Here is a 12,348-nt window from a genome sequence, read left to right as displayed (position 1 = left end):
GGTTAAAAACACATTCAAAACGCACAAAACCAGCGGACGCCACGAAAGCGTTGCCGGTTGTGTTTGGTTTCGAATAAAATTGGAATAGGTGGATAGGCTTTCCCTGTCAAGCGTCGTAATACTGCCGGTTCTGAGAAATCACCCTTTGCCCCTGGTCTTTGTCTTCCCGGGACTAGCTTTGGCTTCAATAAATTGAATGATCTGACCGGCAACATCCTTGCCTGTTGCATTTTCAATACCTTCCAATCCCGGTGAACTGTTCACTTCCATAATGACCGGGCCATGATTGGCGCGTAGAATATCCACGCCTGCGACGTTCAGCCCCATTACCTTGGCTGCTCGTACGGCAGTCGACCGTTCCTCCGGTGTGATCTTGACCATCTTTGCCGACCCTCCGCGATGGAGATTCGACCGGAAATCACCCTCCGCCCCTGTGCGCTTCATCGCTGCAACCACTTTGCCGCCAATTACAAAGATACGAATATCGCTAGCGCCTGCCTCTTTGATAAATTCCTGCACAAGAATATTGACGTTCAGTCCACGGAACGCCTCGATAACCGACTTAGCACTATTAGCGGTTTCCCCAAGCACAACACCGATACCCTGCGTTCCTTCCAGCAGCTTGATAACCGCTGGCGCACCGCCAACAATCTTCAAAACCTCTTCGGTCTGTTTCGGGTCATGAGCAAATGCGGTAACTGGCAAGCCAAGGCCATGTTTCGCGAATATCTGCATCGAGCGCAATTTGTCCCGTGACCGGCCTACCGCAACACTTTCATTAAGCGGCCATACACCCATCATTTCAAACTGTCGCAATACCGCTAAGCCATAATGGGTTATGGACGCCCCGATGCGGGGTATCACGGCATCAAAGCCTTTCAATGTTTCGCCATTATAAAGAATTGATGGCCGGTGAGATGTGATGTTCATGGTGCAGCGAAGCGTGTTCAGGATCTGCAACTCATGTCCACGCTCTTCTGCTGCCTCCAACAATCGCTGGTGCGAATATAGATTTGGATTACGCGCAAGCATGGCAATTTTCATGAATTACCCCTTTGTTACAGAATGAGTAGCAGGCTGCCCCAGCGCCCATCGTTTGGCACTGTTCACCAGGAACCCCCGTTTTAATGCCCGCCGTCCTATCAATACCGGAAATGCCATGGAGTGGCGGTTCGCCAGTGTCATATGACCAACCCACCTGAGCGGGCCGAGTTCCATAATCGTTTCTATAACATATCTTTCCTGTGATTTCCCGTTCGAGCTTTTTATTAAACGTTTTTCCAAAAGCTTCGCTTCACAGCGGATAGCCGGAAATGCAGGTGATTTTGGAATAGTGAATGCGACCCATGACTCCCCGTCGCGGTCAAACGGCTTGACCTTGACAGCATGCAGCGAAGATGTGGCTGCTCCGCTATCAATTTTCGCGCGAATATTCTTGATGCCCAATTCAGGCAAGCTGACAAGTTCACACCAGCCTATTTCACAGGGTTCTTTTAACTTTCGGCGCAAGCGCAGCGGCTTTGCAGGATTCATAGTGACCATCGACCAATATGTGGGCGATGGCATCATGATAGGCAAGGCTATAATCGCGCATAGCGATTTCCGGGTAGATTGTTCTAAGCGCTACAAAAACAGGCGTTAAACGACCCCATAGGCAAGCATCGCATCTGCAACTTTTTTGAAGCCGGCTATGTTGGCGCCTCTTGCATAATCAACATAGCCACCGCCCTGATCGCCATATTCGACGCATTGGCTGTGGATTCCGGCCATTAGTTCGGTCAACATCGTCCCAAGCCGCTCGTGGTTCCAGCTAACCCGCTCGGCATTCTGGCTCATTTCAAGACCGGATACAGCAACGCCTCCGGCATTGGCAGCCTTCCCGGGGCCGTACATAATCTTTGCATCATGAAAAACATGCACACCTTCCAAGGTAGTAGGCATATTTGCCCCTTCGGACACGGCAATCACACCGTTGGAAACCAGCATCTTGGCTTCAACTTCGTTCAATTCGTTTTGCGTAGCACATGGCATAGCAAGGTCACAGGCAACCCCCCAAGGACGTAAACCTTCATGGTAAGATGCGCCTTTAAACTCATCAACATATTCAGACATACGGCCACGGCGCAGTGTCTTATGCTCTTTGACCCAATCGATTTTTTCCTGAGTAAATCCTTCAGGATCGTGAACAAAACCACCGCTATCAGATAAAGTCAGCACTTTGCCGCCTTGCTTGAGAATCTGCTCCGCTGCGTGAGTGGCGACATTTCCGGATCCGGAAATAACTACTGTTTTACCCTCAATGCTGTCTTTTTTGTGCGCCAGCATATTTTGGAGAAAATAAACCGCGCCATAGCCTGTGGCTTCGGGACGAAGTTCGCTACCGCCATATTCGCGGCCTTTACCTGTCAAAACGCCCTCCCAGCGATTGGTGATACGTTTATATTGCCCAAACATATAACCAATTTCACGGCTACCGACGCCAATGTCGCCCGCTGGCACATCCGTATCGGGGCCAATATGACGATAAAGCTCTGTCATGAAAGATTGGCAGAACCGCATGACTTCAGCATCAGATTTGCCCTTCGGATCGAAATCCGCACCACCTTTGGCTCCGCCCATCGGCAAACCGGTCAGCGAGTTTTTAAAAGTCTGCTCGAACGCCAGAAATTTCAGAACACTCTCGTTCACGCTTGGGTGAAACCGGATCCCGCCTTTATACGGACCAATTGCATTGTTACTTTGTACGCGCCAACCACGTTGCACCCGGATACGGTGTGTATCATCTTCCCAACATACACGGAATGAAACCACACGATCAGGCTCTGCCATACGCCGTAAAATCTGGGCCGTATGATATTCTTCCTTGTCTTCGATGAAATCGTAAATATCTTCGGCGACTTCCTGCACTGCCTGTACAAACTCGGTTTGCCCGGGATTGCGATGTTTTACACCTTCAATGAAGGTATTAAAATCCACATGATCGGAAACGGCCATTGTTATATTCCCCCTACGATGATTGTTTGCGCGCCCATTGTCGCTTATGACGCGCTGGATTCGCAACCGGATAAGCTTATATTAGAAGCAATTCATCAGATAGTTAAACGTTGAAATTCAAGCTTATTTGATAAGCAGTTTAATTTTGTGCCAATACAGCCTCTATCGCTTGGCTGACATCGTCCATGCTGCCCATACCATCAATTTTTGTCACGATACCACGCTCTTCGTAGATCGGTAGAATGGGCTGTGTCTTGGCGCGATATTCGGTCATACGCGTACGTACAGTTTCTTCATTATCATCGGGACGACGTTTGAAATCGCTGGAACCGCAAACATCACAAACATCTGCTTTGGCTGGCTGTTTGAACGTATCGTGATAGCCTTCTCCACAATTTCCGCAAGTAAAGCGCCCCGTGATACGGACAACGAGCGCATCCTCATCAACGACCAATTCGATTACATGGTCCAGCTTGCGGCCTCTCTCAGCCAATATTTCGTCAAGTGATACAGCCTGCGTCGCTGTGCGGGGATAGCCATCAAAAATAACACCCTGATCAGAGCCGAGCTCATCCAACTTGTCACCAATGATACCCGACACCACTTCATCGGGAACCAGCTCGCCTGCATCCATCAACGCTTTGGCCTTGAGACCAACCTCAGTGCCGGCTTTAACTGCGGCGCGCAACATATCCCCGGTGGAAAGTTGCACCATGCCAAATTTGTTTTCAAGCAACCCGGCTTGTGTACCTTTACCCGCCCCCGGCGGTCCCAACAGGATGATGTCCATATCTTATTGTCCTCTATAACCTATGAAAATCTTGCGAAAACACCCTTGTGGCTTAGCGCCTGCGCCGTCCACCTTTAAGTTTCGCTTTCTTGAGCAGATCACCATATTGCAAGGCCAGCAAATGGCTTTGAATCTGGGTCACTGTATCCACGGTTACATTCACGATAATCAGCAAACTGGTCCCGCCGAGGAAAAACAGTGGTAAGTTGGTTTGCGCCATCACATATTCCGGCAAAACACAAACCAAAGCCAAATAGGCTGCACCAACTACCGTGATCCGGGTCAGCACATAATCCAGATAATCAGCGGTATTTTTACCTGGTCGAATGCCCGGTACGAACCCGCCGTTCTTCTTCAAGTTATCCGCTGTTTCTTCGGGATTGAATACAACCGCCGTGTAGAAGAAACAGAAGAAGATAATTCCCGCTGCATAAAGCGCCATATATAGCGGCTGACCGTGGGCAAGATACTGGTTGAGCGCGATGATGAAATCACCCGTTACGCTTTCCCCCGCTGTCGTATTGCCAGCAAATTGGCTCACCGTTAGCGGCATTAATAGCAATGACGACGCAAAGATTGGCGGGATAACACCTGCTGTATTGACCTTGAGCGGCAAATGACTCCGATCCGCTTGCATCACGCCATTTTGTGTGGCGCGTTTGGGATATTGGATCAGCACACGTCGTTGCGCCCTTTCCATAAAGCTGATGAACAGGACCAGACCAATAACCATGGCAAGCAGACCAATGATAGTCAGCGAACCAATGGAACCAGTACGGCTGCCTTCCATCAGGTTACCGACAAAAGTCGGCATCTGCGCGACAATACCGGCCATGATGATAAGAGAAATACCGTTACCGATACCCCGGCTGGTGATCTGTTCGCCCAGCCACATCAGAAATAGTGTACCACCAACAAGACTGATAACCGCACCGATACGAAAGCCCATGCCAGGATTAACCACAGCTTGCAGACCGGATTGTGATGCAAAACTTTCAAGCCCGACCGCAATAAAATACCCCTGAACCGCGGTCAGACCGACCGTTCCGTAGCGCGTATATTGATTTAGCTTTTTGCGTCCCGCCTCGCCGTCTTTCTTGATCGCCGCCAATGTCGGGGACAGGGCCGCGGCCAATTGAACAACAATTGATGCAGTAATATAGGGCATGACGCCCAGAGCGATAAGGCTCATCCTCTCTAGCGAACCACCAGAGAAAGTATTAAAAATATCAAGAACACCGCCTCGCGTCTGATCATAAAGATCCGCAAGCACTACAGGGTCAACACCCGGTAGCGGAACGAAGCTCAACAGGCGAAAAATCACCAGAGCGCCCAGTGTGAACCATATCCGTTTACGAAGTTCGGTTGCTTGCCCGAATTTTGACAGGCTCAAATTTGCTGCAACCTGATCGGCTTTTGATGCCATGCTCGACTTCCCTGCCTCACTATACCGTCATAACGGTCATTAAATTCCGAATCCCCGTAAAGACGGAGGATTGTCTTCCAGCAAGCCGTTTATCCTTGCTACGAAAACGATTCCCGCCGGGGCGGAAATATAACTGCCTTCATATCGGTTGTTGGAAAGCCAAAGACAAGAGGCAGAAAAAAAAGAGGCTCTATCACAGAGCCTCTTTTTAGAAATTAGTTTTTCTTCTTGGCTCTATTAGCTGCTTTTTTCTCTTTAGCAGACTTGGAAGCAACAGCTTTTTTCTCGTTTTTAGGACGATGAGCAGCTGCGCCGGAGACTATTTCAACTTTACCACCAGCTTTTTCGACTGCCTCGATAGCTGCTTTGGAAGCTCCTGCAACCGCAATGTTGATTTTCGCTTTAATTTCGCCTTTAGCGAGCAAGCGAACACCGTCTTTGCCACCACGGGTCAAACCGGCTTCGTTCAAAGCGGCCTGATCGAGCGTGCCTTTGTTGGCAAGCCGTTTATTGTCGATAAACTTCTGGATCATACCCAGATTGACTTCAGCATAGTCGGTACCGAACGGATTGTTAAATCCACGTTTCGGAAGCCGCATGTGAAGAGGCATCTGACCGCCTTCGAAGCCTTTGATGGAAACACCGGAGCGGGACTTCTGACCTTTTTGACCACGTCCGCCAGTCTTGCCTTTGCCGGAGCCAATGCCGCGGCCAATACGGGTACGCAATTTGCGTGCGCCGTCATTATCTCTAATTTCGTTTAATTTCATTATATGTACTCGCTTTCGCTTTTATTCGCACGGCTGTATGGGGATTTACCCTTCAACAACCTCTACAAGATGCTGCACCTTACGGATCATGCCACGCACTTCCGGCGTGTCTTCCAATTCGGTAACACGGTGCATTTTATTAAGCCCCAAGCCGATCAGCGTCTTGCGCTGTTCTTCGGGGCGACGGATTGGTGAACCAATCTGCTTAATTTTCACTTTAGCCATTATGCCTTACTCCGTAACTGCGGCAGCATCGGCCTGAGCCTCTGCTTCAGAAGCGCCGCCGCGACCGAGCAGATCGGCAACTTTCTTGCCGCGCCGCTGCGATACAGCCTTGGGGCTGGTCTGTTCACCAAGGGCAACAAAAGTCGCCCGGATCATGTTATAAGGGTTGGACGTTCCGTTAGACTTGGTGACAACATCAGAGACGCCAAGACTTTCAAAAATAGCACGCATTGGACCACCGGCAATAATTCCGGTTCCTGGAGGTGCCGAACGCAATGTCACGTTACCTGCACCGAACTGACCTTTACCATCATGGTGAAGCGTACGACCTTCGCGCAATGGAATACGAACCATTTTCTTCTTCGCCGCAGCAGTTGCCTTGGTAATAGCTTCCGGCACTTCACGTGCTTTACCTTTACCGAACCCTGCACGACCTTTACCATCGCCGACAACGACCAGAGCAGCAAAACCGAAGCGCTTACCACCCTTTACAGTTTTAGAAACACGGTTGATGTGGACCAGTTTTTCAATCAGTTCTTCGCCCTGATCCTGATCACGGCGACCACGGCCACGACCACGTCCGCCATCACGACCACCGCCACGATTGTCACGTCCGCCGCGATTTCCGCCGCGTGATTGACGCTCATTGCCACCGGTTTTATTTTCAGGTGCTACAGCAGCTTCAGGCTGATTGCCTTCGCCGGTTGTACCGGGCTGTGCTGCACCTTCTGGTGTTTTGTTTTCATCAGCCATATTAAAACTCCAATCCGCCTTCGCGGGCCGCGTCGGCCAGGGCCTTCACACGTCCGTGATACAGGAAACCGCCGCGATCAAAAATTACTTCCTTGATGCCGGCTTTCTGCGCTGCTTCTGCAACGCGCTTACCAACATCTGCTGCCGCTGCACTATCGGCACCGGATTTCATCTTCCCCGTTTTGGTCGGGGACGTTTTGTCGATAGTCGAGGCAGAGGCAACAGTTGTGCCTTCTGCATCATTAATGACCTGTGCATAGATATGACGACCTGTGCGATGCACAGTCAAGCGAGGCTTGGAAAGTCCGCGCTTACGCAATTTGGTGCGAACGCGCTGCTGACGCCGTTTGAATAAAGAAAGATTAGCCATGGCTTATTTCTTCTTCCCTTCTTTGCGGAAAACATATTCCCCGCGATATTTAATACCCTTGCCTTTATAAGGCTCCGGTTTACGCCAGCGCCGAATTTCGGCGGCAATCTGACCAACCTGCTGCTTGTCAATACCTGAAATCTCGACAGTTGTCTGGTCCGGTGTCTTGACGGTAATGCCTTCCGGAATATCGAAATTGACATCATGGCTAAAACCAAGCTGCAGGTTAAGGACTTTACCTTTTACTGCAGCACGATAACCAACACCGCTAATCTCAAGAACCGTGGTAAAACCTTCGGTTACACCATCAATGAGGTTTTGAACAAGCGTCCGCTGCATCCCCCAATAGGCCCGCGCGCGAGTGGTTTTGTTTGCAGGTGTTACCAGCAAACCACCGTCGCTCAGTTCATAGCTGAGGTCATCAACCATAGGAGTCGAAAGCTCGCCCTTTGGTCCTTTGACTTTGACAAGACCATTTTCCATGGTGGCAGTTACGCCATCCGGAATATTCACTATTTTTTTTCCGATACGTGACATGATCAGAACACCTCTGCGAGTACTTCGCCGCCGACATTCTGGCTACGCGCTTCTGCGTCAGACAAAACACCTTTTGGCGTCGAAACAATTGTAATGCCCAGACCATTACGCACAGTCGGCAGCTCTTGCGAGCCACTATATATACGGCGGCCAGGTTTTGAAACACGGGCCACGTGGCGGATAGCCGGCTCGCCTTCAAAATATTTCAGTTCAATACGAAGACCGGGGTGCTTGTTCACCTCTTCTTCGCTGTAGCCGCGAATATAGCCTTCGCGCTGGAGAACTTCTAAAACAGCACCGCGCAATTTGGAAGCAGGTGAAACCACACTGTCCTTACGCGCTTGCTGTCCATTACGGATACGGGTGAGCATATCACCCAAGGGATCGGTAAAAGCCATATTGTCTTCCCTTTACCAGCTGGATTTCGTTACGCCGGGGATAAGACCTTTATTGGCCATATCACGCAGCTCAATGCGGCAGAGACGAAACTTGCGGTAATAGCCGCGCGGACGCCCTGTGGTTTCGCAGCGGTTACGCACGCGGGTTGGATTACCGTTGCGCGGAATCTCCGCCATTTTCAGACGCGCCATCAACCGCTCTGTCTCGTCGAGAGACTGATCGTTGGCCATTGCCTTTAACTTCGCATAACGACCGGCATATTTTTTCACCAGTTTTTTGCGACGTTCGTTTTTATTAATGGAACTCAGTTTCGCCATGACTTAAGTTCTCTTCCTTTCTTGCGTGTCCCCGGAAAAGCGGGGAACTTATAAATTGACCAGCGGCTCTTATGCTGCTGCTTTTTCTTCTTCTTCGACCGGGAACGGGAAACCAAATAATTTCAAAAGCTCGCGTGCCTCGTCATCTGTATTCGCGCTCGTCGTCACGATAATGTCCATGCCGCGCACCACATCGATGTCGTCATAGGCAATTTCGGGAAAAACGATCTGCTCTTTAATGCCCATGGCAAAATTGCCGCGGCCATCAAAGCTTTTAGGGTTCAAGCCACGAAAGTCACGAATACGAGGCATAGCCACGGTGACCAAACGGTCAAGAAACTCGTACATCCGCTGACGGCGCAAAGTAACTTTACAGCCTATTGGCATGCCTTCACGCAGCTTAAACGTAGAGATTGACGTTTTCGCTTTGGTGATGACAGGCTTCTGACCGGCAATCAGTTCCATTTCCTTCGCTGCTGTCGCGACTTTTTTCTTGTCCTGACTGCCTTCACCAACACCCATGTTGATCACGATCTTTTCGATGCGCGGCACTTCCATGTGGTTCGAGTAGTTGAACTTTTCCCGCATCGCTTTGACGATCTCTTCGTCATATTTTTTACGCATACGTGGCAAATAATTATCAGCCATCGACTTTCTCCCCGGATTTCACGGCCACACGGACCATTTTACCGTCTTTCTCTTCAAAGCGAACACGTGTCGGCTTGCCATCTTTTGGATCGGCCAGAGCAACCTTGCTGATATGCATCGGTGCTTCACGACGTTCCAGACCACCTTGCGGATTGGCCTGAGTAGGCTTGCGGTGACGGACAGCAACATTAGCACCAGCGACGATCACCTTGCCGTCTTTTGGCATAACCTTGGTCACTTCACCGGATTTACCCTTGTCCTTACCGGACAGAATAACCACCGTGTCACCCTTTTTAATCTTTGCATTGGCCATGATTATAGCACCTCCGGCGCAAGGCTGATGATTTTCATGTGCTTCTTGGCACGCAATTCACGAACCACAGGGCCAAAGATGCGAGTGCCAATAGGCTCTTTCGCATTATTGACCAGAACGGCCGCATTGCTATCGAAGCGAATAACCGAACCGTCTTTACGGCGGATATCCTTGCGTGTGCGAACGATAACGGCCCGGTGAACATCACCTTTTTTGACCTTACCGCGCGGTGCAGCTTCCTTGATCGACACAACAATAATGTCGCCAACGCCAGCGAACCGGCGCTTGGAACCGCCCAGCACCTTGATACACTGCACGCGTTTGGCTCCGCTATTATCAGCGACCTCCAAGTTCGATTGCATCTGGATCATGGATCCAATTCCTTCTTCATTCCGCTCCGAAAAGCCGGAGCACAGTTAAACCTTGCCTTAGCTTTCGGCTTTGACTTCGCCTTCGTCTTCGGCAGTAATTTCAGCAACCTTTGGTGTTGCAGGGGCAGCAGCGGCGCCAACCCGTTCAAGCACCTTCCAAGTTTTCAGCTTGGAAATCGGTTTTGTTTCTTCAATTCGCACTGTTTCACCAGTACGCATTTCGTTATTTTCATCATGCGCATGATATTTTTTCGAGCGCCGCATGATTTTTCCGTAAAGCGGATGCTTAACTTTGCGCTCCACTTTCACGACAACGGTCTTGTCGCCCTTGTCTGACACTACCGTCCCGGTGAGAATACTTTTTGGCATATCGGTTCCTTACGCCTTATCTGCGACAGCGGCTTTCGCACGCTCGTTTTGCAGGGTTTTAATCTTCGCAATTGTGCGGCGCACTTCACGCATCCGACTTGGCTTTTCAAGCTGGTTGGTTGCGGATTGAAAGCGCAGGTTAAATGCCTCGCGCTTCAAATCGCCCAGATCGCCTTCAAGCTGATCATCGGTTTTGGTTCGCAAATCTTCTATCTTGCTCATGTCCTTAACCTTCCAAATGTGAGGTATCGCCAAGGCGAGCCACAACTTTAGTCTTAATAGGAAGCTTCATTGCTGCGCGTTCAAATGCAACCGCTGCCAGAGCACCAGGAACACCGTCAAGCTCGAACATGATCCGGCCTGGTTTAACACGAACCGCCCAATATTCGACCGATCCTTTACCTTTACCCTGACGAACTTCAGCAGGCTTCTTCGAAACCGGAACGTCCGGGAAAATACGTATCCACAAACGGCCCTGCCGTTTAATGTGACGTGTAATTGCACGACGAGCCGCCTCAATCTGACGAGCAGTAATCCGCTCTGGTTCCATAGCTTTCAAGCCATAAGAGCCAAAGTTCAGCGTCGTGCCGCCCCGAGCGTTTCCTTTAATCCGGCCCTTATGAGCCTTCCGGAATTTTGTTTTCTTTGGTTGCAGCATGATGCTTTACCTATTCCCTAATCTAACAACGTATCAATAAACGCTTGAATTTAACGCGATGGCCGGACGCCGGAAGTTTGCGCTTCCACCATCAACCGGTCCTGAGCCATCGGATCGTGACCCAATATCTCGCCTTTGAAAATCCAGACCTTGATACCGATAATGCCATAAGCTGTCAGAGCTTCATATTCGGCATAGTCAATATTCGCACGCAGCGTATGAAGCGGCACGCGGCCCTCACGATACCATTCAACGCGGGCAATTTCTGCACCACCAAGACGGCCACCGCAAACAATTTTAATTCCTTCAGCGCCCAGACGCAAAGCGGACTGTACCGCGCGCTTCATAGCGCGGCGGAAAGCAACGCGGCGAATAAGCTGATCGCCGATACCCTGTGCCACCAGCTGTGCATCAACTTCAGGCTTGCGAATTTCAACAATATTCAAAGATACATCGCCTGAAGACATTTCCGACAGTTTACGACGCAGCTTTTCAATATCCGCACCTTTTTTACCGATGATAACACCAGGACGGGCAGCATAGATCGAAACACGGCAGGTTTTGGCAGGACGCTCAATTACTACTTTGGAAATTGCGGCCTGTGGCACGGTTTCCAAAATATATTTGCGCATCTTGATGTCTTCCATCAAGAGGTCGCCATAATTAGAACCATCCGCATACCAGCGGCTGTCCCAAGTCCGGTTAATCTGCAGGCGGAGCCCGATAGGATTACTCTTTTGACCCATGGTTTACGCCTCTTCTTCTTGCGTCTCGCGAACAACGATACGAACGCGGCTAAATGGCTTGATGATTTTGGCTGAACGACCACGTGCGCGGGCTTTCCACCGCTTCATGGTCAGACTTTTTCCGACACTCGCTTCCTGAACGATCAATGCATCAACATCCAGATTATGGTTGTTTTCAGCATTAGCGATGGCGGAAGCAAGAACCTTGCTCACATCTTTCGCCATTCCCTTTTTAGAGAATGACAGGATGTTCAATGCCTCTTCCGCTTTTTTACCTCGGATCAGCTGGGCAACAAGATTTAGCTTTTGGGCAGAACCACGAATGGAATTGCCAACAGCCAAAGCTTCATTGTCGCCAACGCGGCGGGGTGATGATGCTTTACCCATTATTTCTTGCCTTTTTTGTCAGCGCCGTGGCCGTAATAGTTCCGCGTCGGTGCGAACTCGCCCAGCTTGTGGCCAACCATGTCTTCATTCACGGAAACCGGAATGAATTTCTGGCCATTATAAACGTTGAAAGTAAGCCCGACGAAATCAGGCAGAACCGTGGAACGACGCGACCAGGTTTTGATCGGCGCGCGTTTGCTGGCTTCCTGAGCTTCCTGAGCTTTTTTCAGCAGGTGAAGGTCAACGAACGGACCTTTTTTGATGGAACGTGCCAT

21 protein-coding genes are annotated in these 12,348 nt (G+C 50.2%); all 21 read right to left on the bottom strand.

The genetic code is table 11. The features are described from left to right. Positions 1-138: 138 nt before the first annotated feature. The 21 genes from rimK to rpsS all read right to left on the bottom strand — a co-directional run bounded on the left by rimK (position 139) and on the right by rpsS (position 12,348). On the bottom strand, positions 139-1,044 hold the full coding sequence (rimK, locus tag AB1K62_RS09500; RefSeq protein WP_367003249.1) for a 30S ribosomal protein S6--L-glutamate ligase: 906 nt from the start codon (positions 1,042-1,044) through the stop codon (positions 139-141). A 3-nt stretch (positions 1,045-1,047) separates the two neighbouring features. Beyond that, a complete protein-coding gene (locus tag AB1K62_RS09495) occupies positions 1,048-1,569 on the bottom strand; it encodes a RimK/LysX family protein (RefSeq protein WP_367003248.1) in 522 nt (173 codons plus the stop codon). Positions 1,570-1,638: 69 nt separating this feature from the next. Next, entirely contained in the window at positions 1,639-2,994 is a 1,356-nt protein-coding gene (gene gdhA, locus AB1K62_RS09490; RefSeq protein WP_367003247.1) for an NADP-specific glutamate dehydrogenase, read from the bottom strand. Positions 2,995-3,133: 139 nt separating this feature from the next. Next, positions 3,134-3,784 (bottom strand): adenylate kinase, encoded by a 651-nt coding sequence (locus AB1K62_RS09485; protein ID WP_367003246.1) that lies wholly within the window; start codon positions 3,782-3,784, stop codon positions 3,134-3,136. A 52-nt stretch (positions 3,785-3,836) separates the two neighbouring features. Then, positions 3,837-5,210: a preprotein translocase subunit SecY gene (secY, locus tag AB1K62_RS09480; protein ID WP_367003245.1), complete on the bottom strand. Its 1,374-nt coding sequence runs from the start codon at positions 5,208-5,210 to the stop codon at positions 3,837-3,839. Positions 5,211-5,425: 215 nt separating this feature from the next. Then, positions 5,426-5,980: a 50S ribosomal protein L15 gene (rplO, locus tag AB1K62_RS09475; protein ID WP_367003244.1), complete on the bottom strand. Its 555-nt coding sequence runs from the start codon at positions 5,978-5,980 to the stop codon at positions 5,426-5,428. A 45-nt stretch (positions 5,981-6,025) separates the two neighbouring features. After that, positions 6,026-6,205, bottom strand: coding sequence for a 50S ribosomal protein L30 (gene rpmD, locus AB1K62_RS09470; protein WP_367003243.1), 180 nt, complete (start codon positions 6,203-6,205; stop codon positions 6,026-6,028). A gap of 6 nt (positions 6,206-6,211) precedes the next feature. Then, positions 6,212-6,958 (bottom strand): 30S ribosomal protein S5, encoded by a 747-nt coding sequence (rpsE, locus tag AB1K62_RS09465; protein WP_367003242.1) that lies wholly within the window; start codon positions 6,956-6,958, stop codon positions 6,212-6,214. A 1-nt stretch (position 6,959) separates the two neighbouring features. After that, positions 6,960-7,328 carry a 50S ribosomal protein L18 gene (gene rplR / locus AB1K62_RS09460; RefSeq protein ID WP_367003241.1) on the bottom strand — a complete coding sequence of 123 codons (369 nt, stop codon included), beginning with the start codon at positions 7,326-7,328 and terminating at the stop codon, positions 6,960-6,962. A 3-nt stretch (positions 7,329-7,331) separates the two neighbouring features. Then, positions 7,332-7,865: a 50S ribosomal protein L6 gene (gene rplF, locus AB1K62_RS09455; RefSeq protein WP_367003240.1), complete on the bottom strand. Its 534-nt coding sequence runs from the start codon at positions 7,863-7,865 to the stop codon at positions 7,332-7,334. A 2-nt stretch (positions 7,866-7,867) separates the two neighbouring features. Further along, on the bottom strand, positions 7,868-8,263 hold the full coding sequence (gene rpsH / locus AB1K62_RS09450; protein ID WP_367003239.1) for a 30S ribosomal protein S8: 396 nt from the start codon (positions 8,261-8,263) through the stop codon (positions 7,868-7,870). Positions 8,264-8,275: 12 nt separating this feature from the next. Next, positions 8,276-8,581 (bottom strand): 30S ribosomal protein S14, encoded by a 306-nt coding sequence (gene rpsN / locus AB1K62_RS09445; RefSeq protein WP_108810506.1) that lies wholly within the window; start codon positions 8,579-8,581, stop codon positions 8,276-8,278. A 69-nt stretch (positions 8,582-8,650) separates the two neighbouring features. Then, positions 8,651-9,229, bottom strand: a complete 579-nt coding sequence (gene rplE / locus AB1K62_RS09440; RefSeq protein ID WP_367003237.1) for a 50S ribosomal protein L5 — start codon at positions 9,227-9,229, stop codon at positions 8,651-8,653. Then, entirely contained in the window at positions 9,222-9,542 is a 321-nt protein-coding gene (rplX, locus tag AB1K62_RS09435; RefSeq protein WP_367003236.1) for a 50S ribosomal protein L24, read from the bottom strand. Before rplX ends, rplE begins: the two co-directional genes overlap by 8 nt. 2 nt (positions 9,543-9,544) lie before the next feature. Continuing rightward, positions 9,545-9,913: a 50S ribosomal protein L14 gene (gene rplN, locus AB1K62_RS09430; protein ID WP_108810509.1), complete on the bottom strand. Its 369-nt coding sequence runs from the start codon at positions 9,911-9,913 to the stop codon at positions 9,545-9,547. 57 nt (positions 9,914-9,970) lie between these two features. After that, positions 9,971-10,282, bottom strand: coding sequence for a 30S ribosomal protein S17 (rpsQ, locus tag AB1K62_RS09425; RefSeq protein ID WP_367003235.1), 312 nt, complete (start codon positions 10,280-10,282; stop codon positions 9,971-9,973). A 9-nt stretch (positions 10,283-10,291) separates the two neighbouring features. Further along, a complete protein-coding gene (rpmC, locus tag AB1K62_RS09420; protein WP_367003234.1) occupies positions 10,292-10,504 on the bottom strand; it encodes a 50S ribosomal protein L29 in 213 nt (70 codons plus the stop codon). A 4-nt stretch (positions 10,505-10,508) separates the two neighbouring features. Beyond that, positions 10,509-10,940, bottom strand: coding sequence for a 50S ribosomal protein L16 (gene rplP, locus AB1K62_RS09415; RefSeq protein ID WP_367003233.1), 432 nt, complete (start codon positions 10,938-10,940; stop codon positions 10,509-10,511). 50 nt (positions 10,941-10,990) lie between these two features. Then, on the bottom strand, positions 10,991-11,686 hold the full coding sequence (gene rpsC / locus AB1K62_RS09410) for a 30S ribosomal protein S3 (protein WP_367003232.1): 696 nt from the start codon (positions 11,684-11,686) through the stop codon (positions 10,991-10,993). Positions 11,687-11,689: 3 nt separating this feature from the next. Beyond that, positions 11,690-12,073: a 50S ribosomal protein L22 gene (gene rplV, locus AB1K62_RS09405; RefSeq protein WP_367003231.1), complete on the bottom strand. Its 384-nt coding sequence runs from the start codon at positions 12,071-12,073 to the stop codon at positions 11,690-11,692. Further along, on the bottom strand, positions 12,073-12,348 hold the full coding sequence (gene rpsS / locus AB1K62_RS09400) for a 30S ribosomal protein S19 (RefSeq protein WP_367003229.1): 276 nt from the start codon (positions 12,346-12,348) through the stop codon (positions 12,073-12,075). The genes rplV and rpsS overlap by 1 nt, the downstream gene beginning before the upstream one ends.

The sequence above is a fragment of the Parasphingorhabdus sp. JC815 genome (assembly GCF_040717415.1).
Classification (GTDB): domain Bacteria; phylum Pseudomonadota; class Alphaproteobacteria; order Sphingomonadales; family Sphingomonadaceae; genus Parasphingorhabdus.
This window is presented reverse-complemented; position numbering and strand designations above follow the sequence as displayed.

Excerpts from the sequence above, each read along its gene's own strand:
- rimK (WP_367003249.1), bottom strand. The coding sequence starts at position 1,044 with ATGAAAATTGCCATGCTTGCGCGTAATCCAAATCTATATTCGCACCAG.
- AB1K62_RS09495 (WP_367003248.1), bottom strand. The coding sequence starts at position 1,569 with ATGATGCCATCGCCCACATATTGGTCGATGGTCACTATGAATCCTGCA.
- gdhA (WP_367003247.1), bottom strand. The coding sequence starts at position 2,994 with ATGGCCGTTTCCGATCATGTGGATTTTAATACCTTCATTGAAGGTGTA.
- AB1K62_RS09485 (WP_367003246.1), bottom strand. The coding sequence starts at position 3,784 with ATGGACATCATCCTGTTGGGACCGCCGGGGGCGGGTAAAGGTACACAA.
- secY (WP_367003245.1), bottom strand. The coding sequence starts at position 5,210 with ATGGCATCAAAAGCCGATCAGGTTGCAGCAAATTTGAGCCTGTCAAAA.
- rplO (WP_367003244.1), bottom strand. The coding sequence starts at position 5,980 with ATGAAATTAAACGAAATTAGAGATAATGACGGCGCACGCAAATTGCGT.
- rpmD (WP_367003243.1), bottom strand. The coding sequence starts at position 6,205 with ATGGCTAAAGTGAAAATTAAGCAGATTGGTTCACCAATCCGTCGCCCC.
- rpsE (WP_367003242.1), bottom strand. The coding sequence starts at position 6,958 with ATGGCTGATGAAAACAAAACACCAGAAGGTGCAGCACAGCCCGGTACA.
- rplR (WP_367003241.1), bottom strand. The coding sequence starts at position 7,328 with ATGGCTAATCTTTCTTTATTCAAACGGCGTCAGCAGCGCGTTCGCACC.
- rplF (WP_367003240.1), bottom strand. The coding sequence starts at position 7,865 with ATGTCACGTATCGGAAAAAAAATAGTGAATATTCCGGATGGCGTAACT.
- rpsH (WP_367003239.1), bottom strand. The coding sequence starts at position 8,263 with ATGGCTTTTACCGATCCCTTGGGTGATATGCTCACCCGTATCCGTAAT.
- rpsN (WP_108810506.1), bottom strand. The coding sequence starts at position 8,581 with ATGGCGAAACTGAGTTCCATTAATAAAAACGAACGTCGCAAAAAACTG.
- rplE (WP_367003237.1), bottom strand. The coding sequence starts at position 9,229 with ATGGCTGATAATTATTTGCCACGTATGCGTAAAAAATATGACGAAGAG.
- rplX (WP_367003236.1), bottom strand. The coding sequence starts at position 9,542 with ATGGCCAATGCAAAGATTAAAAAGGGTGACACGGTGGTTATTCTGTCC.
- rplN (WP_108810509.1), bottom strand. The coding sequence starts at position 9,913 with ATGATCCAGATGCAATCGAACTTGGAGGTCGCTGATAATAGCGGAGCC.
- rpsQ (WP_367003235.1), bottom strand. The coding sequence starts at position 10,282 with ATGCCAAAAAGTATTCTCACCGGGACGGTAGTGTCAGACAAGGGCGAC.
- rpmC (WP_367003234.1), bottom strand. The coding sequence starts at position 10,504 with ATGAGCAAGATAGAAGATTTGCGAACCAAAACCGATGATCAGCTTGAA.
- rplP (WP_367003233.1), bottom strand. The coding sequence starts at position 10,940 with ATGCTGCAACCAAAGAAAACAAAATTCCGGAAGGCTCATAAGGGCCGG.
- rpsC (WP_367003232.1), bottom strand. The coding sequence starts at position 11,686 with ATGGGTCAAAAGAGTAATCCTATCGGGCTCCGCCTGCAGATTAACCGG.
- rplV (WP_367003231.1), bottom strand. The coding sequence starts at position 12,073 with ATGGGTAAAGCATCATCACCCCGCCGCGTTGGCGACAATGAAGCTTTG.
- rpsS (WP_367003229.1), bottom strand. The coding sequence starts at position 12,348 with ATGGCACGTTCCATCAAAAAAGGTCCGTTCGTTGACCTTCACCTGCTG.